Consider the following 22,938-nt stretch of genomic DNA (forward strand, 5'->3'; position numbering starts at 1 on the left):
ACGGCTCCGGGCGGGGCGACCGGTGTCGCCGGCCTGGTTACTTTTCCAATGCTTTCGGTATTCTTGAGCGCCATTGCCGGAGTTCGTTTCGATGTCTGATTCCACACCGCCCATCCCCGACTGTGACGCGGAGCTGGATGCCAGCGGTCTCAATTGTCCGTTGCCCCTGCTCAAGGCCAAGCTCGAGCTGAACCGCCTTCCCAGCGGAGCGGTGCTCAAGGTGATCGCCACCGACGCCGGGTCGCAGCGGGACTTCCGCGCTTTTGCCGACCTCGCCGGGCACTCCTTGCTGCATGAAGAGGTCGAAGCAGGCGTCTATCGCTACTGGCTGCGCAAGAAGTAGCCATCGTTTCCGGATAGTCGGGACGTTACCCCTTTCGTTTCGCAGGTCTGTTCATGCTCAAGGTTTTGCAGGACTGGATGCAGCGCTATTTCTCCGACGAGGAGGCGATAGTGCTGGCGGTCATTCTGGTACTGGGCTTCAGCGTCATCCTGGCCTTCGGCGGCATGCTTGCGCCGGTGCTGGCGGCGATGGTGATCGCCTTCCTGATCCAGGGCCTGGTGGGCGTGCTGGAGCGCGTCCGATTGCCGCACCTGTTCGCCGTCTGGCTGGTCTATTCGCTGTTCCTCGGGCTGCTCGCGGTGTTCCTGCTGGTGCTGGTTCCGCTGGTCTGGAAGCAGCTGTTCACCCTGCTCAACGAACTGCCGCGGATGCTTGGCGAATGGCAGGCCACGTTGCTGATGCTGCCCGAACGCTACCCCGACATGATCACCGAGGAGCAGGTGTTGCGCACTGTCGAGGCGGCGCGCAGCGAACTTGGCCAACTGGGTCAGTGGGCGCTGACCTTCTCGCTATCCGGGTTGCCGGTGCTGGTCAACGTCATGATCTACCTGGTGCTGGTACCGATCCTGGTGTTCTTCTTCCTCAAGGACCGCCGCCGCTTCTACCTCTGGTTCCGCCGCTACCTGCCGCGCGAACGGGGGTTGATGAAGCAGGTGTGGAACGAGATGAACCAGCAGATCGCCAACTACATCCGTGGCAAGGTGATCGAGATCTTCATCACCGGTGTGGCGACCTACATCGCCTTCGCGGTGCTGGGGCTGAACTATGCGGCGTTGCTCGCCCTGCTGGTCGGCCTGTCGGTGGTGGTGCCCTACATCGGCGCGGTGGTGGTGACCGTGCCGGTGGCGCTGATCGCGCTGTTCCAGTGGGGCTGGAGCGACCAGTTCATCTACCTGATGGTCGCCCACGCGATCATCCAGGCGCTGGATGGCAACGTGCTGGTGCCGCTGCTGTTCTCCGAAGCGGTCAACCTGCACCCGGTGGCGATCATCTGTGCGGTGCTGCTGTTCGGCGGGTTGTGGGGTTTCTGGGGCGTGTTCTTCGCCATTCCGCTGGCAACCCTGGTGAAGGCTGTGCTGGATGCCTGGCCGAAGCAGCCGGAGCCGGAGCGGCAAGTCAGCCCGCTGATGTGACGAACAAAAAAAGGCCGCTGAAACAGCGGCCTTTTTCATGATGCGCTCGGCAACTCAGGCCTTGTTCAGCGCCTGGGCGGCTTCGAGCACCGCGTCGACGTGACCGGGCACCTTCACGCCGCGCCATTCCTGGCGCAGTACGCCCTTGGCGTCGATCAGGAAGGTGCTGCGGTCCACACCCATGTATTCCTTGCCGTAGAGCTTCTTCAGCTTGATCACGTCGAACAGCTGGCAGACGGCTTCGTCCTTGTCGCTGATCAGCTCGAAGGGGAAGCACTGCTTGGCCTTGAAGTTCTCGTGGGACTTGATGCCATCGCGGGATACGCCGAAGACCAGCGTGTTGGCCTTGGCGAAGTCATCGATCTTGTCGCGGAAGCCCTGGCCCTCGGTGGTGCAGCCGGGGGTGCTGTCCTTGGGATAGAAATACAGGACGACCTGCTTGCCCTTGAGTTCCGACAGGCGGAATTCGACACCGCTGGTGGCGGGCGCCTGGAAGTCGGCGACGGCTTTGTTCAGTTCAACGGCCATGGGCCTCTCTCCTTAGGGATGCTGCGGGCGCCAGGGCTCGATCAGCGCGTCCAGGTTCAGGGCGTCGGCGAAGTCCAGGAACTGGTCGCGCAGCCAGCTGATCTGGGTGCCGGCCGGCAGGGTCACGGTGATGGTGGCATTGAGCATGCTGGTGTTGGTGTGTGGCGCCTGGTAGGTGTCGCAGGTGAGGTTCTCCAGCTCGATGTTGTGATCGATGAAGAACTGGCACAGCTCATTGAGGATGTCCGGACGGTACACGGCGCTGACATAGGCCACGTAGGGCAGGGCCTGGGCGCGGGTGACGTGGACATTGCTGCGGGTGACGCTGAGGGTGAAGCCGTGGCGCTTGGCCAGCGCCGGCAGGCCGCCTTCCAGGCGGGCCAGCGTGTCCCAGCTGCCGGCGACCTGCAGGACCAGCGCGCTGAACTCGCCGTGGCGGGTCAGGCGGCTGCTGATCACCGAGCAACGGTTATCGACGCAGGTGCGGCACAGCACGCTGGTCAGCTCCATCGGGTTCGGGCCCAGCGCACTGATCAGGAGAAATTGTTCACGAGGGTGAGAGGTGGACATGCAGCTTTCCTGGGAATGGCGGCCAAGCGGGCCGCATCGACAAAGGGGAAAGGGTAGCGAAAAGAGCCGATGAGGGGAATGTCTGAGCGCACGCGGGACGCTGCTGTCACCTTGTGCATGGCCAGTGGCGACAGTACCATTACGGCTTTCTTTTTCCGGCAGGAGCGGTTGCATGATTGCGGGCAGTATGGTGGCGCTGGTCACCCCCTTCGATGCTCAGGGTCGACTGGATTGGGACAGCCTCGCGAAGCTGGTGGACTTCCACCTGCAGGAAGGCACCAACGCCATCGTTGCGGTCGGCACCACGGGTGAGTCCGCCACGCTCGACGTGAGCGAACACCTGGACGTGATCCGTCGCGTGGTCGACCAGGTCAATGGCCGCATTCCGGTGATCGCCGGTACCGGCGCCAACTCCACCCGCGAAGCGGTCGAGCTGACCGAGGCCGCCAAGAGCGGCGGCGCCGACGCTTGCCTGCTGGTGACCCCGTACTACAACAAGCCGACCCAGGAAGGCCTGTACCAGCACTTCCGCCACATCGCCGAAGCCGTGGCCATCCCGCAGATCCTCTACAACGTGCCGGGCCGTACCGCCTGCGACATGCTGCCGGAGACCGTCGAGCGCCTGGCCAAGGTGCCGAACATCGTCGGTATCAAGGAAGCCACCGGTGACCTGCAGCGCGGCAAGGAAGTGCTGGATCGCGTCGGCAAGGACTTCCTCGTCTACTCCGGTGACGACGCCACCGCCGTCGAACTGATGCTGATGGGCGGCAAGGGCAACATCTCGGTGACCGCCAACGTCGCCCCGCGCGCCATGAGCGACCTGTGCGCCGCCGCCATGCGTGGCGATGCCGCCGCCGCCCGCGCCATCAACGACCGCCTGATGCCGCTGCACAAGGCCCTGTTCATCGAGTCCAACCCGATTCCGGTGAAGTTCGCCCTGCACGAAATGGGTCTGATCCCCGAAGGTATCCGCCTGCCCCTGACCTGGCTCAGCCCGCGTTGCCACGAACCGCTGCGTCAGGCCATGCGCCAGACCGGCGTGCTGGCTTAAGGAGCTTTCCCGCATGAAGCGACTGGCAGGACTGACTGCGCTCGCCCTGGTCATCGGCAACACCTCCGGCTGCGGCTGGCTGTGGGGCCCGGATGGCTACTTCCGCGACCGTGGCGATGATTACCTCAACGCCCGCGAAACCGCGCCGATGAAAGTGCCCGAAGGCCTGCAGAGCAAGCCGCTCGACCCGCTGCTGCCGATTCCGATGAACGTCGCCACCAGCACCGAGAAGGAAGGTGAGTTCGAGGTGCCGCGTCCGCAGCCCCTGGCCGGTGCCGGCGCAGAAGTCAGCGACTTCAGCCTGCAGAAGAGCGGCGACTCGCGCTGGCTGATCGCCCAGCGTCCGCCGGCCGAAGTCTGGCCGGTCGCCCACCAGTTCTTCCAGGACAACGGCTTCTCCATCGCCAACGAGCGTCCGCAGACTGGCGAGTTCAGCACCAACTGGCAGCCGCTCTCGCAGCTCTCCGCGCCCCTGGCGCGCCGCCTGAGCAGCCGTGTCTCCGGCGTCGAGCCCGACAGCGAAGCGCGTGTGCGTGTGCGCATCGAGCCGGGCGTGGAAACCAACACCAGCGAAGTCTACGTACTGAGCGAAACCCGTCCGGCCGGCAGCACCGCCAGCGCCGACTGGCCGGCCAAGCCGATGGTGCCGAGCCTGGATGCCGCGCTGCTCGACGAAATGCTCGCCAGCATGGCCACCAGCGCCGAGAAGGGCGGCTCCGTTTCCCTGCTCGCCGCGCACTCCGAATACGACACGCCCGGTACTGCCGAGCTGAGCAAGGACGGCAGCGGCAACCCGGTACTCACCGTGAGCTCCGACTTCGACCGCGCCTGGGTCAGCGTCGGCCGCGCACTGGATCGCGCCGACATCCGCGTCGACGACCTCAACCGCAGCCTGGGCGTGTACTACGTCAACATCGCCGAAGGCGCGAAGAAGAAGGACGAAGACAAGCCTGGCTTCTTCCGCAGCCTGTTCGGCGGCGGCGAGAAGACCAAGGAAGAGGAAGACGCCAAGGCGCAGCGCTACCAGCTTCGCCTGACCAGCGTGAACAACACGGTGCAGATCACCGTCGACAAAGACATCAACACCTCCGCGCCGGCTGACGTGGCGCAGGGCGTGCTGGAAAAACTCCAGGAGAGTATGCGGAATGCACTTCGCGGTCCTGGGGAGCGGAAGCCGGGGCAATTCGGCCTTGGTGAGCAGTTCTGACACCCGGATACTGATCGATTGCGGCTTCCCGCTGCGTGAAACCATCCGCCGTCTGGCGCGCCTGGGCATAGAGCCCGGGCAGCTGGATGCGGTCCTTGTCACGCACGAGCACTCCGATCACATCAACGGCGTCGAACTGCTGGCCCGGCACCATCGAATACCCGTGTACCTCAGCGCCGGCACCCTGCAGGGAATGCGCAAGCCGGTGACGCCGGCGGGACTGCTCAAGGGCGGCGACCGCCTGGTACTGAAAGACCTGGAAGTCACTGCGGTGAGCGTCTCCCACGATGCGCGGGAGCCCCTGCAGTACGTGTTTTCCGATGGCCGGAAGCGCTTTGGCCAGCTCACCGATCTGGGGGCCGCCACGGCGCAGGTGCTGGAGTGCTATCGTGGGCTCGATGCGTTGATCATCGAGGCAAACCACGATACCGACATGCTGGCCCGCGGTCCGTATCCCTACCCACTCAAAGCCCGCGTTGGCGGCCAGTGGGGACATTTGAACAACCGGCAGGCCGCGGAACTCGTGGCCCAGCTGGGCTGGGAAAGCCTGCAGCACCTGGTGCTGGCGCATCTCAGCGAAAAGAACAACTCGCCGCAGCTGGCCCGGCAAAGCTTCGTCGACACCTTAGGGTGCGACCCGGACTGGCTGCAGGTGGCCGATCAGCATTCGGGACTCGACTGGCGCACCATCGCCTGAGCCCATCCATTCAAGCAAGCGGAGCCCATCATGGAAAAACGCGAAGAACTGTATCGCGGCAAGGCCAAGTCGGTTTACACCACCGATGACGCCGACCGCCTCGTCCTGCTGTTCCGCAACGACACCTCGGCGTTCGACGGCAAGCGCATCGAACAGCTCGACCGCAAAGGCATGGTGAACAACAAGTTCAACGCCTTCATCATGCAGAAGCTCGAAGCCGCCGGCATCCCCACCCAGTTCGACGCCCTGCTGTCGGACAACGAAGTGCTGGTCAAGAAGCTCGCCATGATCCCGGTCGAGTGCGTCGTGCGTAACTATGCCGCCGGCAGCCTGGTGCGCCGCCTGGGCGTGGAAGAGGGCCTGCAGCTCACCCCGCCGACCTTCGAACTGTTCCTGAAGAACGACGCCCTGGGCGACCCCTTCATCAACGAATCCCACGTCCAGGCCTTCGGCTGGGCGACCCTGGAGCAGCTGGCCGAAATGAAGGCCTACTCCTTCAAGGTCAACGAAGTGCTGAGCAAGCTGTTCGACGACGCCGGCCTGCTGCTGGTGGACTTCAAGCTCGAGTTCGGCCTGTTCCACGGCAAGATCGTCCTGGGCGATGAATTCAGCCCGGACGGCTGCCGCCTGTGGGACAAGGAAACCCGCAAGAAGATGGACAAGGACCGCTTCCGCCAGGGCCTGGGCGACGTGATCGAAGCCTACGAAGAAGTCGCTCACCGTCTCGGCGTGCCGCTCTAATAGGCGAATTCACGCAAGCGCCTGATACCACGCAAAAAAATCCAAAACAGGGCTTCGCCTTCGGACTTCAAGCTGGTATCATGCGCGCCGCACGGAGAGATGCCGGAGTGGTCGAACGGGACGGATTCGAAATCCGTTGAGTCAGCAATGGCTCCTAGGGTTCAAATCCCTATCTCTCCGCCATTACATATGGCCAAAACCCCTGAAATGCCTAGCGTTTCAGGGGTTTTGTCTTTTCCGCTCCGGTAGTTTCCAGCCTGCCGCCTCAATCACCCGCAATACCCATCCATCTTCTCCCGATTCCGCTCTGTAGGCTCCGCCTGATACTGCTGCCGCCAGAACTGGCAGGGCGCGCTGTTGAAGCGTTTGTCCTGCTCCGCTTTTTCGACCTCGCGATTCTGTTGTTCCTGCACGGTCTGCTGGCGTTGCTGGTACTGCCGGAACATCTCTTCACTGCTGCGTGAAGTGGGAGGAGTCGCGGGAGGTGTCGCTGGTGGTGGGGCGGGATGGCTGGCCAGGAGGGGAGGATACGCACGATAGATCAGCCAGCCGGTGGCGGCCACGGCCATGCAGCCGAGCCAGATGCCGGCGGCGATGCTGAGAATGAGTTTCCAGGCGCTGAGGTGAGTGGGTGTATGGGGCATGGGGGCTGGCGGTGGGTGGGCGAACCCCACTGATACTCCATCGCTGCCGATCAGGAAAGAGGCGGGCCCGCGACGCCGAGGCAGCGTCGCGGGCGTGGGCTTATTTCTGGGCGGAGGACTCGAAGGCTTCCATGGCGCGCAGGGAATAGACGTACGCGGCGCCGGCGTTCATGGCAATGGCGGTGGCCAGGGCCTGGGCGACTTCGGCTTCGGTGGCGCCGGCCCGGCGTGCGGCCTCGGCGTGTACTCCGATGCAGCCGTCGCAGCGGGTGGTGATGGCCACGGCCATGGAGATCAGCTCGCGGGTCTTGGCATCCAGCGCATCACCGTCGGCGGCCGCAGCGTCGAGGGCCTGGTAGGCGGCGATCATTTTCGGGTGCTTCTTGCCCAGGGCGCCAAAGGCTTTTTTCACGGCGGGGACGTATTCGGACCAGTTGAACAGCATGGTGCTTCTCCTTGAGGCCAGGGAGGGATGGGTTTGGCCTTGAAGCTTAGTCTGCGTCAGCCGGTCGGCTGGGTATTGTCCGTTCCGCTCGTTTTTTATCCCGCCCGGAGCGATCAGTAGGCGTCGAGAATTTCGTAGCGCTGGCGGGCACTGCCCTGGCCGATCTCCAGTTCGTCGCCGGGCACGCGGTGGAGCAGGGCGTTGCCCAGCGGTGCGCGGCTGGTGATGACGAGGATCTCGCTGCCCTCGTGCTGCACCTTCAGGCCGGCGGCATCGGGGCCGAGGAAGACCCAGCGCTGCTGGCCGCTGTCGTTGATCAGCTCCACCAGGGCGCTGGTCTGGATGCCGGATTGCTCGTCGAAGTCGCGCAGCTGCAGGTTCTCGAACAGGGACAGCGCCTGGCGGATCTCCTCGACACGGCGCGACTGACCGGCGGCGAGATAGGCCGCTTCGAGGCCGAGGGTGTCGTACTTGTTTTCGGCGATGTTTTCTTCGTGGGTGGCCGTTTCGTGGGCTGTCCTGGCGGCGCGCACGGCGATTTCCAGGTCTTGCGCGAGCCTGGCGAGAATCTGTTGGTAGACCTGCTGCTTGTTCATCACGGGGTGTCGTCGGTCGGGCTGTGTATTCTGCGGGCTTTGCCGCCGTGGGGCGACAGGGGCTGAGAGGAATTGTCTGGTTCGTGTTTTATCAGCATTCAGTGGTATATTTGCTGAAAGTTCACGATGAGGAGATCGCCATGAGCGCCCTGTTACGCGAAAGCCCCGCAGCCGATGCCGTACTGGCCAAGGCGGTACTCACGGCTCGCGAACATCTGGCGATGACCCAGCAGGAGCTGGCGGCGATCGTCGGGGTGGAACGTAGCGCCGTCAGCCGCTGGAAGCAAGGTGGCCTGCGGGTGGACAGCAAGACCGGCGAGCTGGCCCTGCTGCTGGTGCGCGTCTATCGCGCGTTGTTCGCCCTGTTCGGCGGTAATCTCGAAGATATGCGCCACTTCCTGCGTACCGAGAACCGTCACCTGAGCGGTGTGCCGCTGCAGCTGATGGAGCAGGTGCAGGGGCTGGTGGCGGTGGTCGAGTACCTGGACGCCATTCGGGGCAAGGTCTGAATGTCCTTCAGCACGGGCGCCCGCATCTGGGCCGAACATGAGGCCGAGTCGGTCGTCAGCCCCATCCATGGGCGCCTGGTGCGTCTGGTGGAGAGCCAGGGCCAGGTCGCCACGTTGCAACTGGTGGACACCCTGGCCGAGCAGGCGCTGCTGGAGGAGTTGCTGGAAACCAGCAAGCCGCGCGTGCCGCCGCCCGCCGAGCATCTGCACTATCTATTGAAGACGCCGTTCCGTTATCCACCGTTGCGCTGGGGCTCGCGTTTCGGTCGGCGGCATGAGCCGAGCCTGTTCTACGCAGCCTTGAAGCTCGACACGGCAATGGCGGAGTCGGCCTTCTACCGCTTCGTGCTGTGGGAGGGGATGGCGACGCCGCCACCGAGCGGGCGGATTCTTTCGGAGCACTCGTCCTTCGAGGCGCGCTTCCGGGTGCAGCGCGGCGTGCGCCTGCAGTTGCCGCCGTTCCGCGAGTACGAAGCGGCGCTGCGCGATCCGTCGGACTACCGCGTTGCCCAGGGCCTGGGCAGTGCGATGCGCGAGGCCGGAGTGGAGGCGTTCGAGTACCGCTCTGCACGCTGTCCGCATGGTGGGGTGAACGTGGCGCTGTTCGCGCCGTCGGCCTTCGCCGAGAAGCGTCCGCGCAACCTGATGCCCTGGCTGTGCGAAACCACGGCGGAGTACGTGGCTTTCAAGCACGCCCAGGTGCCGGACACGCCGCGCCTGTTCCCGCGCACGCAGTTCCTGGTGGATGGATACCTGCCGTATCCGGCCTGACCGTTTGTCGTGCCGCGGCATGAGGTCGCGGGCATCGGTGTAAGGTGCGGGATGGTCACGCAGGGAGTGCCTCACCATGGATATACGGATAGCCATCCACCCCAGCGACAGTCGTCGCTGGCGGGTCTACCTGAATCAGTTCTTCCTCGATTGCGATAGCCGCGGCGCGGCAGAGCGTGCGTTCGCGCGGGCCTGCGCTGCCGAGCGGCAGCTGGCTCCGTTGCCCAATCCGCCCACTGTCGTGCGTTCCGAGCGGCGGCGTGCCCGGCGCGTGGAGTGGGCATGAGACGGCTGATCCTCAACCCAGCAAACTCTCTCCGGACGATCCGGATGTCGGCACGGGCATCGCCTGGCTGATTCGATTGCCGTTCGCTTCCCGCTCCACCCCCTCCTTTCCGCTGCCCTCGAACGGGGCGGTCGGCTGCACCCTGGTGCGCACTTGTGCACAACGCCGATGCGCGCTGTCAAGCCCCTGCAATATTGCATTTAGCCACTTGCTTGTTTCTCTTGCGTTTTTTAACTAATTGAAAAATAAGGAAAATTTCAGTTGGTGAAAAAATCGCCAATCTGTCACGCGCCCACGTCTGACTGGGGGTGGGGCCCTTTTTCATCACGTTTTCCACCAAGTTATCCACAGCTTCTGTGGATTGTCCCGAGCGCTTGCTCAGGAGCCCTTGTTCCAGGGCCTTTACAGGTGACGGAGCGTCTCCGGGTGGCCGCTGTTAGTATTGCGCGATTGTTTGTCACACCCCGGAGTCCCGCATGCCCCTCGATCTCTCCGCCCTGTTGCTGGGTGCGCTTGCCGGCCTGTTGCCCCTGGCGGCTCTGGCCTGGCGCCTGCAGTCGCAGCGTGTCGCAGCGGAGCAGGAGGCGACCCTGCTGCGCGAGCGCCTGGCCAATGCGCAGCTCGCGCAGGACGGCTTGTCGGCCCAGGCCGAGGCGGATCGCGAGGCCTTCCAGCGCCTGAGCAGCCGGCATGGCGAATTGTCCGCCGAATCCGCCGCATTGCGCCGCGAGGTTGAGCTGGGCAAGCAGGAGCGTGAGCGCCTGGGCGCTGCCGAGCAGGACTGGCAGGCCGAGCGCGCGGACAAGGAAGCCGAGCTGCGGCGCCTGTCCGCCGAACATGCGGCCTTGTCCGCCGAGCTGCGCGAGCAGCAGGAGAACCACCAGCAGCGCCTGGGCGATCTGCAATCGGCGCGGGATGAGCTGCGCGCACAGTTCGCCGAGCTGGCCGGGAAGATCTTCGACGAGCGCGAACAGCGCTTCGCCGAGTCCAGCCAGCAGCGCCTGGGGCAGTTGCTCGACCCGCTGAAGGAGCGCATCCAGTCGTTCGAGAAACGCGTGGAGGAGAGCTACCAGGCCGAGGCCCGCGAGCGCTTCTCGCTGACGAAGGAACTGGAGCGCCTGCAGCAGCTCAACCTGCGCCTGGGCGAGGAAGCCACCAACCTGACCCGCGCGCTGAAGGGCCAGAAAACCCAGGGCAACTGGGGCGAACTGGTACTGGAGCGCGTTCTGGAACACGCCGGCCTGGAGAAGGGCCGCGAGTACGAGACCCAGGTCAGCCTGCGCGCGCCGGACGGCGAGCGCTTCCAGCCCGACGTGCTGATCCGCCTGCCCGGCGACAAGCAGGTGGTGGTGGACGCCAAGGTCAGCCTGACCGCCTACCAGCAGTTCATTGCCGCTGAGGACGAGGTGATCCGCCAGCAGGCGCTCAAAGCCCACGTGCTGTCCCTGCGCAACCATGTGAAGGGGCTTTCCGGTAAGGATTACCGGCGCCTCGAAGGCTTGCACAGCCTCGACTTCGTGCTGCTGTTCATGCCGATCGAGGCGGCCTTCTCGGCGGCGCTGCAGGCCGAGCCGAACCTGTTCCAGGAGGCCTTCGAGCGCAATATCGTGATCGTCAGCCCGACCACCCTGCTGGCGACGTTGCGGGTGATCGACAGCCTGTGGCGCCAGGAGCGGCAGAACCAGAACGCCCGTGAGATCGCCGAGCGCGCCGGGGCGCTGTACGACAAGTTCGTGCTCTTCGTGCAGGATCTGGACGAGATGGGCACCCGCCTGCAACAGCTGGACAAGGCCTATGCGTCGGCGCGCAACAAGCTCAGCGAAGGGCGCGGCAACCTGATCAGCCGGGCGGAGCAGGTGAAGCTGCTCGGCGCGCGGGCGAGCAAGAGCCTGCCGACGGATTGGCTGGAGCGAGCGTTGAGTGATGATTCGCCGGTGGTAGAAGAGGGCGAGTAGCGCGGCTGAACACCCATCCCCCTGTAGGAGCGGGCCATGCCCGCGATCGCGCGCATGGCGCGCTCCTACGGTGAGTTTCGGAGCGGTTGCGGTTCGCGAGCAAGAACTAGGCGTCCCCCTCGTTCCTACAAAGAACAATCCTTCAGAACAGCGAGTAGGGTTTACCCGCCGTGCCATCGGCAAAGCGCCGCAGCCTGAAGGCATGTAGATCCATCCCCGGCTCACCCTTCAGAATCCATTCGCTCATCAGCTGGCCGACAATGGGCCCCATCGCAAAGCCATGCCCGCAGAACCCGGTGGCGACCAGCAGCCCTGGTACTTCCGCCGGAGCGTCGAGCACCGGGATGCCGTCGGGCAGCACGTCGATCAGTCCCGCCCAGCTTTCCACCACCTTCACGTCGCGCAGTGCCGGGAAAGCCTTGGCCAGATTCTTCTGTGCCGCGAACACGCGGGAGGTATTCACCTTCACCTGCGGATCGCGCTCGCCGAGTACCGGACCGTTCACGCTGCGCTCCGAGCCCGGCAGGCGCTGGCAAAGGTCGTGGAGCAGGGCACCGTTGAGCTTGAAGGAGAAGCTCGCGCGGTTGGCCGGCAGATGCGGCAGGTAATGTTTGGCGCCGCGCAGGTAGTCGAGGCTGAGGTCGATGTCGGCCTGGGTTTCGTCGGCGAGGTTGAGGCTGCCGTCGGCGCGCTGGCGGAAGCCGATGCCGTGGCCGATGAAGCTCTGCGCGCCAACGTCCGGGCCGGGGCTGGTGCGTGAAACGGTGCAGCGCACGGCCTGCTGTGGCAGTTCCAGGCCGAGGCTTTGCACCAGGCGCCAACTGCTGGCACCGGCGCAGACCAGCAAGTGCTGGGTCTTTACATAGCCGCGCTCGGTCTGCACGCCGCAGACGGCGCCAGCGGCGCGGTCGATGCCGGTGACGCCGCAGCCCTCGACGAACAGTGCGCCGCGCTCGATGGCGCGCAGGGCATAGCCGGGCGCGACGCGGCGAGGTTCGGCCTGGCCGTCGTTGGCGGTGTACAGGGCGCCGAGCGCGGGATCGGCCAGCGCCGGCATCAACTGGGCGACTTCGGTGCGACTGAGCAGGCGGGTGCCGAGGCCGAAGTTGGCGGCTACCTTCAGCCAGTCCGCGTACTTGTGCTGTTGTTCCGGAGTCTCGGCGAGATACAGGCAGCCGCCCTGGCGCCATTCCAGCGGCAGTTGCAGCTCGGCTTCCAGACGCTCCCACAGCGGGATGGCCGCCATCATCAGCGGCACTTCCGCCGGGTCGCGCGCCTGCTGGCGGACGAAGCCCCAGGCGCGGGTGGATTGCTGGCTGGCGATGCCGGCCTTGTCCAGTACCAGCACGCTCATGCCCTGGCCGGCGAGGTACCAGGCGGTGGCGCAACCCATGATGCCGCTGCCGGCGATGACCACGTCGACCTGTTCCGGCAGGCGCTCCACGCGGGAGGAGAGGGCGGGGTGAAGCGGGTAGGTTCCCATCGGCATACGGCGGCATCCCTGTATCGAGTGACGGATGCCGCAGTATGCGATTGGCGTGCGCCGCGCGACCACTGCGCGGGCACGCGGGCAGGAGCTCTTATGAGGCGCGCGCGGCCCGGCTGGCGGCCGGCGAGCGGGCCAGGTAGTCCAGCGCTTCCTGGGTATTGGCTTCGTGGTCCGGGTGGTACCAGGGCTTGAAGTAGCGCAGGAAGCTGGTGGCCACGGAGCTGATCTTCGGCAGCACGCCATTGCGCGAACCATCGAGCCAGATGGCGGCGAAGGAGCGTGGCTTGGCGATGCTCGGGTCCTGCCGCGACAAGGTGCGGGTGCCGAAGGCGAAGAGGTAGATGATCAGCGGCCACACCACGAACATCCACAGCTGACGGCTGACGAAGCTGCCACCCAGGTGCACGTGCAGGTCGTGGGCGACGTTGCGGTGCTCCACCTCTTCGGCGCCGTGCCAGCGGAACAGGTCCAGCAGCACCGGGTCGGCCTTGGCGCGGTCCAGCGCGTCCGCTTCGAGAATCCATTTGCCGAGCACGCAGGTGAAATGCTCCACCGCCGCGACGATGGCGCAGCGCTGGCCTATCCACCAGCGCCTGAGCCAGGCGCTGCGGTTGAACAGGGTGAGGCCCAGCGGCGTGTCGCTGAGCAGTTGCTCGAACAGGTAGTCCATGACCTTCAGGTAGCGCGTCGAGTCGATGCCGTGGTGGCTCAGGTAGCGTTCCAGCGCACCGCTGTGGGCGCGGGCGTGCATCGCTTCCTGGCGGATGAAGCCTTGCACGTCGTCGCGCAGGTTGCCTTCCTTCACGAAGGGCAGCGCCTTGTTGTACAGCCGGCAGAACCACAGTTCGCCGGCCGGCAGCATCATGTGGATGACGTTGACCACGTGCGATGCCTCGGGCTCGCCGGGAATCCAGTGCAGCGGCGAGTCGCTGTAGTCGAACTGCACCTTGCGTTGCACCAGCTTGTGGTGATGGTCGTTCATGGAAATCCCTCAGGCAGTCAGGTTGAGGCGGGCGAACAGGCGTGACAGCCAGGGCATGAAGCGCCATTGCAGGGCGCCCAGGTGTACTTCGCTGCCGACCTTCACCACCGGCTGGTTGCGCTGCACCGCGCGGGCGATGCGCTCGCCGACGGTGTCCGGGCTGAGCCGGCGCCGACGGTAGAAGCGCTGCACTTTGGCGCGGTGCTTGGCCTGTTGTTCGTCATCCAGCCCGGCGAAGCGCGTGGCCTGGACGATGCCGGTATCGACGAAGCCCGGGCACGCCGCGCTGACGCCGATGCCATTGCCCGCCAGCTCGGCGCGCAGGCACTCGCTGAGCATCAGCACCGCCGCCTTGCTGGTGGCGTAGGCCGGATAGTTGCGCGACGGTGCGAAGGCCACACCGGAAGCGACGTTGACCAGGTGCCCCGGCTTGCCGCTCTCGACCATCTGCCTGCCGAACAGCCGGCAACCGTCGATCACGCTCCACAGGTTGATGCGCAGCAGGCGCTCCCATTCCTCCGGGGTGGTCTTGAGCATCGGCCCGGCCATGCCGATGCCGGCATTGCTGACCACCACGTCGGGCACGCCGAGGCTGCTCTTCACCCACTGGGCGAAATGTTCCATGGCCGCGCTGTCGCCCACGTCCACGCAGTAGCTGTAGGCGCTGGCGCCGACCGCACGGGCCAGTTCGGCACTGCGTTCGGCGGCGGCCGGGTCGATGTCCGCGGCCAGCACGCTGGCGCCGCGTTCGGCGAAGCTCAGCAGGGTCGAGCGGCCGATGCCGCCGCCCGCGCCGGTGACCACCACCAGCTTGCCGGCGAAGGGGCCGGCGCCGGGTTTCAGCGCGGCGCGCTGCAGTTCCGGCGTGGCTTCGCCGCCCTCGATGTGGCTGACGAATTCGTCGATCCAGGTGCCCAGCTGGGTTGGCTCGGCGAGCAGTTGCCAGTGCCCGGCGGTGACGTCGCGACGCCACAGGCGCGGTGCCCACAGCGAGAGTTGCTGGAACAGTTGCTGGCCGACGTAGCGGTCGCGGGTCGGCACGATGAGTTGCACCGGCACCTCGGTGTGGCGCTTGCGCGGCTTGAAGATCGAGGTGATGAAGTTGGCCCGGTAGAGCTTCACGCCGTGCTCGCCGTCGCTGGCCTGGTGCGGGTTGCGTGCCGGGTTGCGGATGCCTTCGACCTTGCGCAGGTACTGCGGCCAGGCCTTCGCCGCGCCGAAGCGCCAGGACAGCGATGGCAGCAGCGGCAGGTGGAAGTAGTAGATGTACCAGGAGTGCAGCAGCTGGCTGGCCATCTGCAGCAGCGCGCGCGGCGTCCTGCGGCGCAGGCGGTCGCGCATCCAGAAGCCGACGTGGTCCAGGCACGGGCCGGAGACGCTGGTGTAGGAGGCGATGCGTGCGCGCAGCTGCGGATCGGTGACGCTTTCCCAGGTCTGGATCGAGCCCCAGTCGTGGGCCACCAGATGCACCGCGCGTTGCGGGCTGACCGCATCGAGTACGGCCTTGAGGTCCTGGCTGAGCAGCTCCAGGCGATAGTCGCGGGTCTTGCGCGGCTTGTCCGATTCACCAGCGCCGCGCACGTCGTAGGCCACCAGCTGGAAGCGTCCGGCCAGGCGGCGGATCAGCGGCAGCCAGACTTCGTGGTTGTCCGGGTAGCCGTGGACGAACAGCAGCATCGGCAGGTGCGCTTCGCCCCAGCGCCAGACCGCCAGGCGCACGTTGCCGGACTGCACCTCCAGGCGTTCGGGTGTTGGCAGCGGGTTCTCCAGCATCGCGTTCATGCCACCTCCCTTCGCGCCGGGACGCTGACCAGGCCTCGGGCGATCCAGCGGCGCACGTGGGGCAGGTCGTCGTCCAGCCAGTAGGCATCGTCCTCGGTCACCACCAGCAGCTCTTCGAACTTGGCGCCCACGCCGCGCAGGCCCAGGTGCGGCTCGACCGCCCAGAGGCCGGGTGTCGGAGCGTGCTGCGAGCGGTCGTTGCTCGACCACAGCGGCGACCAGCCTTCGCGGCGGCCGGTGATCAGGGCGTTCTTCATCAACGTGGCGATGTTGCGCACGCCGAAGCGGGCCAGCGAGGGACCGCTGTTGCGCGCGCCGAGTTTTTCCACGCGGTGGGCCAGCACTTCGAAGGGATAGGCCTTGTGCCGGGGCAAGGTGCCCTGGCGCTGGCAGAGGCGGTCCACGGACTGGCTGACCTCGGCCAGCGGCAGACGCTGGCGCACCTGTTCGACGATCAGGTTACGGTGCGCCAGCAGGTCGTCCATCAGGCGCTCCACCAGCAGGTTGTGGCCCAGCGCACCGGAGTAGCCGACGTCGGCGGTGTAGGCGCCCAGGGTCGGCGCGCAGTCGAGGATGAAGGGCATGCCTTCTTCCAGGCGCTGCTTGCCGGGGTAGAAGGCCAGGTTGAAGCCGCCCAGGTGGCGCAGGCCGTCGAAGCCCTTGAACGAAGTGCGCGGGCCGAACCAGGCGAAGGGCTGGTGGAACCAGTCGCGCACGCCATGATCGAGCAGCCAGGTCTTCATCAGGGCGGCGGTCTCGCGCTCGCTGATGCCCGGGCGCAGTTCGCCGGCAATGGTTTCGCAGCAGCGGTAGGCCAGTTGCTGAATCTCGCGGAAGTGCCGCAGGTCTTCGGGAGTGGGCACCCAGGCGCCTTGGGACATGACTTTCTCCAGGCTGGTTGTTGTTATCTTTACATCGGTCGATGTCACAATCGATGCTGACCCATCGGCGGGCGTTGCGCCATGCCGTGCGCGACGGGGCTGGAGTGTTACCGGGCGGACAACCCGCTGCTGGCGCGGCTTGTGGGCGGAAGGGGAAAATCGGGCGGGCGCAGTTCCCGTCTTTGGTTGGGCCGCCGGGCTGTGCGGCGGATCACCAAGGGATTAGTGCTTTGGATTGTGGCGTGGCGTCGGCGATGGCTATCATCGCGCCCATGAGCACACCCCTGAACCTGCTGCAGCGCCTGCTCCAGCGTCCGGACGATGTCCGCTCGGCGCCGGACGACGAGCGCGAGTACACGGTGGACGAACTGGCCCGCGAGGCCGGCAGCACCGTGCGCAACCTGCGCGCCTACCAGGATCGCGGCCTGCTGCCGCCGCCCGAGCGTCGAGGCCGCGCCGGGGTGTACTTCGCCAGCCACCTGCGCCGCCTGCGGCTGATCAATCGCCTGCTGGAACGCGGCTACAACATCGCCAATATCAAGGAGCTGCTGCAGAGCTGGGAGCATGGCCACGACCTGGACCATGTGCTCGGCCTCGACGAAGCCATAGTCGGGCCGTGGAACCTGGAGACAGCCGGCAACATCGAGTTCAGCGACCTGCAGGCGTTGTTCGGCGACGAGCTGAATGACGCCGTGATCGACCAGGCGCTGGAACAGGGCCTGCTGGCCTTCGACGGCGAACGGATCAGCATTCCCAGCCCGCGCCTGTTCAACGCTGGCGTCGAGCTGTACCGCGCCGGTATTCCGCTGGCGGCACTGCTGGATCATCTGGCGGTATTGCGCATCGACACCGAACACCTGGCCGCCGGCATCGTGCGGCTGGTGGTCACCCATCTGGTGGACAAGCCCGGCGCCGACCTGCTGCCCGGCGCGGCGGACCTCGAGCGCCTCGCCGACGTCTTCCAGCGCCTGCGCCCGGTGGCCGAGCAGGTGGTGCTGGTGGAGTTGGCACGCGGCCTGAAGCGTTCGGCCAACGAGATGCTCGGCGAGCGCGTCGGGGAAATCCTGCGGCGGCTGGAAACGCCGGAGTAACGGCTCAGGTCCTGCCCGTCGCCTGGGCCAGCTTGCCGCGCAGCCAGCGCCGCGCGGGTTCTTCCTCGCTGGCCTCGGACCAGATATGCACGAAGTCGAATCTCGCCAGTTGCATTGGCGGGTCGAAGCTTGCCAGCCCATGGGCCGCAAGGTCGTCCGGCAGCATGCGCTCGGCGATGGTGAGGACCATGTCGGTGCCCGCCAGCAGCCCCGGCGCAACGCTGAAGTGCGGCACGGTGGCGGCCACCTTGCGCCGACGGCCGAGCTTTTCCAGATGGCTGTCGATCTCTTCCGCCGGGCTCTGCTGCAGCGCGACGCGCAGGTGCGGCGCGGCGAGGTAATCGTCCAGCTCCATCCGCTGGCGCCCGGCGAGGGTCTCGATGGCGCAGAGGCAGACGAAGCGCTCCTCGAACAAGCGCTGCACGCGCAGCCCCTCGGGCAGCATCGGGAAGACACCGAGGGCGCCGTCCAGCTCGCCGCGGGCCACCTGTTCGGCCATGCCCAGGCGCGAGGCCTGGCGCACGTCCAGGTGAAGGCCCGGTGCCTCGCGGCGCAGGATCGGCAACAGCGCCGGCAACACCACCCAGGCGCCGTAGTCGGACATGCCCAGGCGCAGCTCCAGCTCGGCGCTGGCCGGGTCGAAGTCATCGCCCAGCACCAGCCGACGTACGCCGCCGAGGATTTCCCGCAGCGGTCCTGCCAGTTCGAAGGCGCGGCGGGTCAGTTGCATCTGGTTGCCGGCGCGCACCAGCAGCGGGTCGTCCAGCAGGTCACGCAGGCGGCCCAGCGCGTGGCTCACCGCCGGCTGGGTCATGGCCAGCCGCTCGGCCGCGCGGGAGACGTGACGCTCGTCCAGCAGGGCGTCGAGGATCACCAGCAGATTGAGGTCGATGCGGCGTAAGTCATGAACTGGATGCATTTCACGTGTACCGATCATTCATTTCCATGCGCCGAATGGATAGCAGAAGCTGTGGGCATCGACAAGAAACGGAGGAAAGTCGATGTCGAAACTGCTGCTTCTGCTGCCTGCCATCGGTGTAGGCGCGCTGGTCGCCCTGCAGGCTGGCAGCAACTCGCTGCTCGGCCGCCAACTGGGCCACCCCTTGAGTGCCAGCCTGACGTCGCTGGGCGTAAGTCTCGCGGCGGTGATCGTCGCGCTGCTGGTTTTCCGCGTGCCGCTACCTGCGGCCACCGGCATTGCCGCCACGCCCTGGTGGGGCTGGCTGGGCGGCGTCTTCGGTGCGGCTTACCTGACGGTGGCGGTGATGTTGGCGCCGCAACTGGGCGCGGCGACCTTCCTGGCCTGCGTGGTGGCGGGGCAGATGCTGATGTCGGCGCTGTGCGACCAGTTCGGCTGGGCCGGTTTCCCGGTGCGGCGGCTGTCGCCCGAGGGTGTGCTGGCTGTCGGGCTGATCATCGCCGGGGTGGTGTTGTTGCAGTGGCGGGGGCGGGTGGTTTGAAGCAATGCCGGCTGCTGCGTTGGGCGGGTTCGCGAGCAAGCTCGCTCCTACAGTTAATACTGGCGCCGGGGTGGCTCTTGTAGGAGCGAGGGGGACGCCTAGTCCTTGCTCGCGAACAGATGCCTATCTGAGGCTCAGATGCCGGCTCAACAGCGCCCTCAATGCCGCCGGCTTCACCGGCTTGGGCAGGAAGTCCAGCCCCGCCGCGTGAATCTGCGCCACCAGCTCCGGCCGTGCATCCGCACTGATCACCACGCCCGGCACCGGCTCGCCCAGGCGGGTGCGCAGCCAGGCCATGAGGTCGGTGCCCAGTTCGCCATCGTCCAGGTGGTAGTCGATCAGCGCCAGTTGCGGGCGCGCGTCGCCTTCGAGCAGCACCTGGCACTCCTCGCGGCTGCGCGCGGTGAGCACGCGGCAGCCCCAGCGGCTGAGCAGGCTGTTCATGCCGGTGAGGATGCTGTCCTCGTTGTCCACGCACAGCACCTGCGCGCCGTTGAGCTGTTCCGGGGCTTCCAGCCTGTGCCCGTTGATCTGCGCCGGGGCCGGCTGGCGGGCCAGCGGCACGCTGACGCTGAACACGCTGCCCTTGCCCGGCCAGGAGCGCACCTCCAGGCGGTGGCCGAGCACCTTGCACAGCCGGTCGGCGATGGCGAGGCCCAGGCCCAGGCCTTTTTCGGCGCGGGTCTGGTGGCTGTCCAGGCGCTTGAATTCCTCGAAGATGACATGAAGCTTGTCCGGCGGGATGCCCGGGCCGTGGTCCCAGACTTCCAGACGTAGGTGTCCCGCCTCGCGGCGCACGCCCAGCAACACGTGGCCCTTGGCATAGCGGAAGGCGTTGGTGAGGAAGTTCTGCAGCACGCGGCGCAGCAGCTTGATGTCGCTCTCGATGCGCAGCTTGCTGCCGCGCACGTGGAAGTCGATGCCGTGCTCCTGGGCCAGCACGCGGAATTCCACGCCGAGGGTGTCATAAAGGTTGCTCAGCGGGAAGGCCGCGACGTCGGCGCTGACGCGGCCTCCCTCGAGACGCGAGATGTCCAGCAGGTCGGTGATCAGGTCTTCCGCCGAACGCAGCGACGAATCCAGGTGGCGCACCAGTTCGGTGGCTTCCTCGGGCAGTTTTTCTTGGTGGGCGAGGGCGGCGGAGAACAGCCGCGCGGCGTTCAGCGGCTGCATCAGGTCATGGCTGACCGCGGCGAGGAAGCGTGATTTGGACTGGTTCGCCGCCTCGGCGTTGCCCTTGGCCTCGGTGAGCGCCTGGTTCAGCTGCGACAGCTCGAAGGTGCGCTCCTGCACGCGTTGTTCCAGGCCTTCGTTGGCGTCCTTCAGGCCCTGCTCGGCATGCCGGTAGTTGGTGATGTCGGTGAAGCTCATGACGAAGCCGCCGCCCGGCATCGGGTTGCCGATCAGCTCGATCACCCGGCCGTTGGGGAACAGCCGTTCGGAGGTGTGCGGCCGCCCCTGGCGCATCCAGTACAGGCGCTTGGCCACGTGCAGGTCCGGGTCGCCCGGCCCGCACAGGCCGCGCTCGGCGTTGTAGCGGATGATGTCGGCGATGGGGCGGCCGACATAGATCAGCCCGTCCGGGTACTCGAACAGCTCGATGTAGCGGTGGTTCCAGGCCACCAGGCGCAACGACTGGTCGACCACGCTGATGCCCTGGGTGATGTTCTCGATGGCGCCCTGCAGCAGCGCGCGGTTGAACTGCAGCACCTCGGAGGCTTCGTCGGCGATCTTCACCACGTCCTCCACCTGCATCTCGCGGCCTTCGATGGCGGCCTTCACCACGGCGCGCGCGGAGGAGGCGCCGAGAACGCCGGCGAGCAGGCGCTCGGTGTGGGCGATCCACTCGTCGTTGGCATTCTGGCTGGGGGTGAAGCCCTTGCCCTGGCGGTAGGCGAAGCGGATGAAGCTCTGCCGCGCGCGCTCCTCGCCGACGAAGCGGGCGGCGAGCATCAGCAGGTCTTCCAGCTGCACGGCGAGCATCGAGCGCGAGCTGAGCTTCTGGGAGATTTCCTGGCCGATGAAGCGGCTGGCCTGCCAGTGCTCGGAAACGCGGGTGCGGGAGAACACCGAGACCAGCCCGAACAGTGCGAAGTTGCCGATCAGCGAGAGCAGCACGCCGAGGGTCAGTGGCTCGATCGTCAGGCCGAACGGGCGGCCGTCCAGCCAGGCGAGGCCCGGGAAGGTCGCCAGCGGCCAGCCGAGGCCCTTGGCGACCACCGGCAGCACCAGGGTGTAAGCCCAGAGCAGCGAACCGGCAGCGAGGCCGGCGAACACGCCGCGACGGTTGGCCTGCTTCCAGTACAGCGCGCCGATCATCGCCGGGCCGAGTTGGGCGATGGCGGCGAAGGCGATCTGGCCGATGGTGGCGAGGCTCGCGGTGGAGCCCAGCAGGCGGTAGCTGACGTAGGCCAGCAGGAGGATCAGCGCGATGCTCACCCGGCGCACGGTCAGCAGCCAGTGGCGGAACACCTCGAAGGGCTGCTCGGCTTCGCCTTTGCGGCGCAGCAGCCAGGGCAGCAGCATGTCGTTGGAGACCATGGTGGAGAGCGCCACGCTGGCGACGATGACCATGCCGGTGGCCGCCGAGGCGCCGCCGATGAAGGCCAGCAGGGCCAGCGCCGGATGGGCCTCGGCCAGCGGCAGGCTGATCACGAAGGAGTCGGGCATCACGCCGGCCGGCAACTGCAACTGCCCGGCCAGGGCGATGGGCACCACGAACAGCGCGGCCAGCACCAGATAGATCGGGAACACCCAGCGCGCCAGGTTGAGGTCGCGCGGCTCGATGTTCTCCACCACCAGCACGTGGAACTGGCGCGGCAGGCACATGATGGCGGTCATCGCCACGCCGGTCTGCAGCAGCATCGCCGGCCAGTGCACGGTCTCCTTCCAGTACTCGGTGAGCTGCGGGGCGACGCGGGCCTTGTCCACCAGATCGCCGAAGCCATCGTAGAGGCCATAGGTGACGAAGATGCCGACAGCGAGGAAGGCGGCGAGCTTGACCAGCGCTTCGAAGGCGATGGCCAGCACCATGCCGCGGTGGTGTTCGGTGACGTCGAGGCTGCGGGTGCCGAAGACAATGGTGAACAGCGCGAGGATCAGAGACACGATCAGCGCGGTGTCCTGGGCGCGGATGCCGGCGGAGTCGGGGCCGGCGCCGATCAGCAGGTTGACGCCGAGGACGATACCCTTGAGCTGCAGGGCGATGTAGGGCAGCACGCAGACGATGCAGATCAGCGCCACCACCACGGCCAGCGCCTGGGACTTGCCGTAGCGCGCGGCGATGAAGTCGGCGATGGAGGTGATGTTCTCCTGCTTGCTGATCATGATCATCTTCTGCAGCACCCAGGGCGCGAAGAGCATGAGCAGCACCGGGCCTACGTAGATCGGCAGGAACGACCAGAGCTGGTCGGCGGCCTGGCCGACGGCGCCGAAGAAGGTCCAGCTGGTGCAGTAGACCGCCAGGGACAGGCTGTAGACCCAGGCGCGGACACGCGGCGAAAGAGGGGCGCGACGGCGGTCGCCATAGAACGCAATGGCGAACAGGACCGCCATGTAGAGCAGGGCGACCGTTGCGATCAACCCACTGGACAACGACATGCTGACTCCGGAAATGACTGGCTCCCCCGCAGGAGCGCTTGCAGCAGTTTCGCACCAAAGTCCGAATGTGTCAGACGACTGCTACCAATGTCTCAGTGGCGCTGTGTTGCGTTTCTCACTTGAGCGACGCCGGCCGGGCTGATAGCTTGCCGGCCTTTGCGCGTCGCCCGTCTGTCG

Annotated in this window: 23 protein-coding genes and 1 tRNA gene; 13 read left to right on the forward strand and 11 right to left on the reverse strand. The window is 66.3% G+C overall.

Annotation, left to right across the window (positions count from 1 at the left end):
- Nucleotides 1-91 precede the first annotated feature (91 nt).
- Together ACQ5BL_RS01720 and ACQ5BL_RS01725 are read left to right on the forward strand one after the other, a co-directional pair.
- Nucleotides 92-343 (forward strand): sulfurtransferase TusA family protein, encoded by a 252-nt coding sequence (locus ACQ5BL_RS01720; RefSeq protein WP_207885021.1) that lies wholly within the window; start codon nt 92-94, stop codon nt 341-343.
- 53 nt (nt 344-396) lie between these two features.
- Nucleotides 397-1,476 (forward strand): AI-2E family transporter, encoded by a 1,080-nt coding sequence (locus ACQ5BL_RS01725; RefSeq protein WP_207885020.1) that lies wholly within the window; start codon nt 397-399, stop codon nt 1,474-1,476.
- A gap of 54 nt (nt 1,477-1,530) precedes the next feature.
- Here the strand turns inward: ACQ5BL_RS01725 and ACQ5BL_RS01730 are convergent, their stop codons facing one another.
- Complete coding sequence (locus ACQ5BL_RS01730) at nt 1,531-2,004, reverse strand: peroxiredoxin (RefSeq protein ID WP_207885019.1); 474 nt, start codon at nt 2,002-2,004, stop codon at nt 1,531-1,533.
- Nucleotides 2,005-2,016: 12 nt separating this feature from the next.
- The gene (locus ACQ5BL_RS01735; RefSeq protein ID WP_430292766.1) at nt 2,017-2,574 is read right to left on the reverse strand and encodes a glycine cleavage system protein R; all 558 of its coding nucleotides are present in this window, start codon (nt 2,572-2,574) and stop codon (nt 2,017-2,019) included.
- A 172-nt stretch (nt 2,575-2,746) separates the two neighbouring features.
- Between ACQ5BL_RS01735 and dapA the strand changes: the two genes are divergently transcribed.
- The 5 genes from dapA to ACQ5BL_RS01760 all read left to right on the forward strand — a co-directional run bounded on the left by dapA (nt 2,747) and on the right by ACQ5BL_RS01760 (nt 6,453).
- Nucleotides 2,747-3,625 (forward strand): 4-hydroxy-tetrahydrodipicolinate synthase, encoded by an 879-nt coding sequence (gene dapA / locus ACQ5BL_RS01740; protein WP_207885017.1) that lies wholly within the window; start codon nt 2,747-2,749, stop codon nt 3,623-3,625.
- A gap of 13 nt (nt 3,626-3,638) precedes the next feature.
- Nucleotides 3,639-4,832 (forward strand): outer membrane protein assembly factor BamC, encoded by a 1,194-nt coding sequence (gene bamC, locus ACQ5BL_RS01745; RefSeq protein ID WP_207885016.1) that lies wholly within the window; start codon nt 3,639-3,641, stop codon nt 4,830-4,832.
- Nucleotides 4,771-5,529, forward strand: a complete 759-nt coding sequence (locus ACQ5BL_RS01750) for an MBL fold metallo-hydrolase (RefSeq protein ID WP_243805730.1) — start codon at nt 4,771-4,773, stop codon at nt 5,527-5,529. The genes bamC and ACQ5BL_RS01750 overlap by 62 nt, the downstream gene beginning before the upstream one ends.
- 30 nt (nt 5,530-5,559) lie before the next feature.
- Complete coding sequence (gene purC / locus ACQ5BL_RS01755) at nt 5,560-6,270, forward strand: phosphoribosylaminoimidazolesuccinocarboxamide synthase (RefSeq protein ID WP_038803299.1); 711 nt, start codon at nt 5,560-5,562, stop codon at nt 6,268-6,270.
- Nucleotides 6,271-6,363: 93 nt separating this feature from the next.
- A tRNA-Ser gene (locus tag ACQ5BL_RS01760) sits at nt 6,364-6,453 on the forward strand.
- A gap of 86 nt (nt 6,454-6,539) precedes the next feature.
- Here ACQ5BL_RS01760 and ACQ5BL_RS01765 read toward each other — a convergent pair.
- The 3 genes from ACQ5BL_RS01765 to ACQ5BL_RS01775 form a co-directional block, all read right to left on the reverse strand.
- Nucleotides 6,540-6,914 (reverse strand): hypothetical protein, encoded by a 375-nt coding sequence (locus ACQ5BL_RS01765; protein WP_243805717.1) that lies wholly within the window; start codon nt 6,912-6,914, stop codon nt 6,540-6,542.
- A 100-nt stretch (nt 6,915-7,014) separates the two neighbouring features.
- The gene (locus ACQ5BL_RS01770; RefSeq protein ID WP_207885013.1) at nt 7,015-7,359 is read right to left on the reverse strand and encodes a carboxymuconolactone decarboxylase family protein; all 345 of its coding nucleotides are present in this window, start codon (nt 7,357-7,359) and stop codon (nt 7,015-7,017) included.
- Nucleotides 7,360-7,472: 113 nt separating this feature from the next.
- Nucleotides 7,473-7,955, reverse strand: coding sequence for a GreA/GreB family elongation factor (locus ACQ5BL_RS01775; protein ID WP_243805715.1), 483 nt, complete (start codon nt 7,953-7,955; stop codon nt 7,473-7,475).
- Nucleotides 7,956-8,095: 140 nt separating this feature from the next.
- On the opposite strand from ACQ5BL_RS01775, the gene ACQ5BL_RS01780 reads away from it, so the two are divergent.
- The 4 genes from ACQ5BL_RS01780 to rmuC all read left to right on the forward strand — a co-directional run bounded on the left by ACQ5BL_RS01780 (nt 8,096) and on the right by rmuC (nt 11,476).
- On the forward strand, nt 8,096-8,464 hold the full coding sequence (locus ACQ5BL_RS01780; protein WP_207885011.1) for an antitoxin Xre/MbcA/ParS toxin-binding domain-containing protein: 369 nt from the start codon (nt 8,096-8,098) through the stop codon (nt 8,462-8,464).
- Nucleotides 8,465-9,235: an RES family NAD+ phosphorylase gene (locus tag ACQ5BL_RS01785; RefSeq protein WP_243805713.1), complete on the forward strand. Its 771-nt coding sequence runs from the start codon at nt 8,465-8,467 to the stop codon at nt 9,233-9,235.
- A 76-nt stretch (nt 9,236-9,311) separates the two neighbouring features.
- Entirely contained in the window at nt 9,312-9,521 is a 210-nt protein-coding gene (locus ACQ5BL_RS01790) for a hypothetical protein (RefSeq protein ID WP_207885009.1), read from the forward strand.
- A gap of 590 nt (nt 9,522-10,111) precedes the next feature.
- A complete protein-coding gene (gene rmuC / locus ACQ5BL_RS01795) occupies nt 10,112-11,476 on the forward strand; it encodes a DNA recombination protein RmuC (RefSeq protein ID WP_243806125.1) in 1,365 nt (454 codons plus the stop codon).
- A 142-nt stretch (nt 11,477-11,618) separates the two neighbouring features.
- Here rmuC and ACQ5BL_RS01800 read toward each other — a convergent pair whose 3' ends face one another.
- The 4 genes from ACQ5BL_RS01800 to ACQ5BL_RS01815 all read right to left on the reverse strand — a co-directional run bounded on the left by ACQ5BL_RS01800 (nt 11,619) and on the right by ACQ5BL_RS01815 (nt 16,610).
- Nucleotides 11,619-12,965 (reverse strand): NAD(P)/FAD-dependent oxidoreductase, encoded by a 1,347-nt coding sequence (locus ACQ5BL_RS01800; RefSeq protein ID WP_243805711.1) that lies wholly within the window; start codon nt 12,963-12,965, stop codon nt 11,619-11,621.
- A 91-nt stretch (nt 12,966-13,056) separates the two neighbouring features.
- Nucleotides 13,057-13,947 (reverse strand): metal-dependent hydrolase, encoded by an 891-nt coding sequence (locus ACQ5BL_RS01805; protein WP_243805709.1) that lies wholly within the window; start codon nt 13,945-13,947, stop codon nt 13,057-13,059.
- A gap of 9 nt (nt 13,948-13,956) precedes the next feature.
- A complete protein-coding gene (locus ACQ5BL_RS01810) occupies nt 13,957-15,729 on the reverse strand; it encodes an SDR family oxidoreductase (RefSeq protein WP_243805707.1) in 1,773 nt (590 codons plus the stop codon).
- Nucleotides 15,726-16,610, reverse strand: coding sequence for a M24 family metallopeptidase (locus ACQ5BL_RS01815; RefSeq protein ID WP_243805705.1), 885 nt, complete (start codon nt 16,608-16,610; stop codon nt 15,726-15,728). The genes ACQ5BL_RS01810 and ACQ5BL_RS01815 overlap by 4 nt, the downstream gene beginning before the upstream one ends.
- A gap of 392 nt (nt 16,611-17,002) precedes the next feature.
- Between ACQ5BL_RS01815 and ACQ5BL_RS01820 the strand changes: the two genes are divergently transcribed.
- Nucleotides 17,003-17,701: a MerR family transcriptional regulator gene (locus ACQ5BL_RS01820; RefSeq protein WP_243806123.1), complete on the forward strand. Its 699-nt coding sequence runs from the start codon at nt 17,003-17,005 to the stop codon at nt 17,699-17,701.
- 4 nt (nt 17,702-17,705) lie between these two features.
- On the opposite strand, the gene ACQ5BL_RS01825 is transcribed toward ACQ5BL_RS01820, so the two are convergent.
- Nucleotides 17,706-18,620, reverse strand: coding sequence for a LysR substrate-binding domain-containing protein (locus ACQ5BL_RS01825; protein ID WP_243805703.1), 915 nt, complete (start codon nt 18,618-18,620; stop codon nt 17,706-17,708).
- Nucleotides 18,621-18,702: 82 nt separating this feature from the next.
- Between ACQ5BL_RS01825 and ACQ5BL_RS01830 the strand changes: the two genes are divergently transcribed.
- Nucleotides 18,703-19,161, forward strand: coding sequence for a DMT family transporter (locus ACQ5BL_RS01830; protein WP_243805701.1), 459 nt, complete (start codon nt 18,703-18,705; stop codon nt 19,159-19,161).
- Nucleotides 19,162-19,284: 123 nt separating this feature from the next.
- Here the strand turns inward: ACQ5BL_RS01830 and ACQ5BL_RS01835 are convergent, their stop codons facing one another.
- Nucleotides 19,285-22,761 carry a PAS domain-containing hybrid sensor histidine kinase/response regulator gene (locus ACQ5BL_RS01835; RefSeq protein WP_243805699.1) on the reverse strand — a complete coding sequence of 1,159 codons (3,477 nt, stop codon included), beginning with the start codon at nt 22,759-22,761 and terminating at the stop codon, nt 19,285-19,287.
- Nucleotides 22,762-22,938 lie beyond the last annotated feature (177 nt).

Source organism: Pseudomonas sp. B1-22, assembly GCF_050474425.1.
In the GTDB taxonomy this organism is placed as follows: Bacteria; Pseudomonadota; Gammaproteobacteria; order Pseudomonadales; family Pseudomonadaceae; genus Pseudomonas.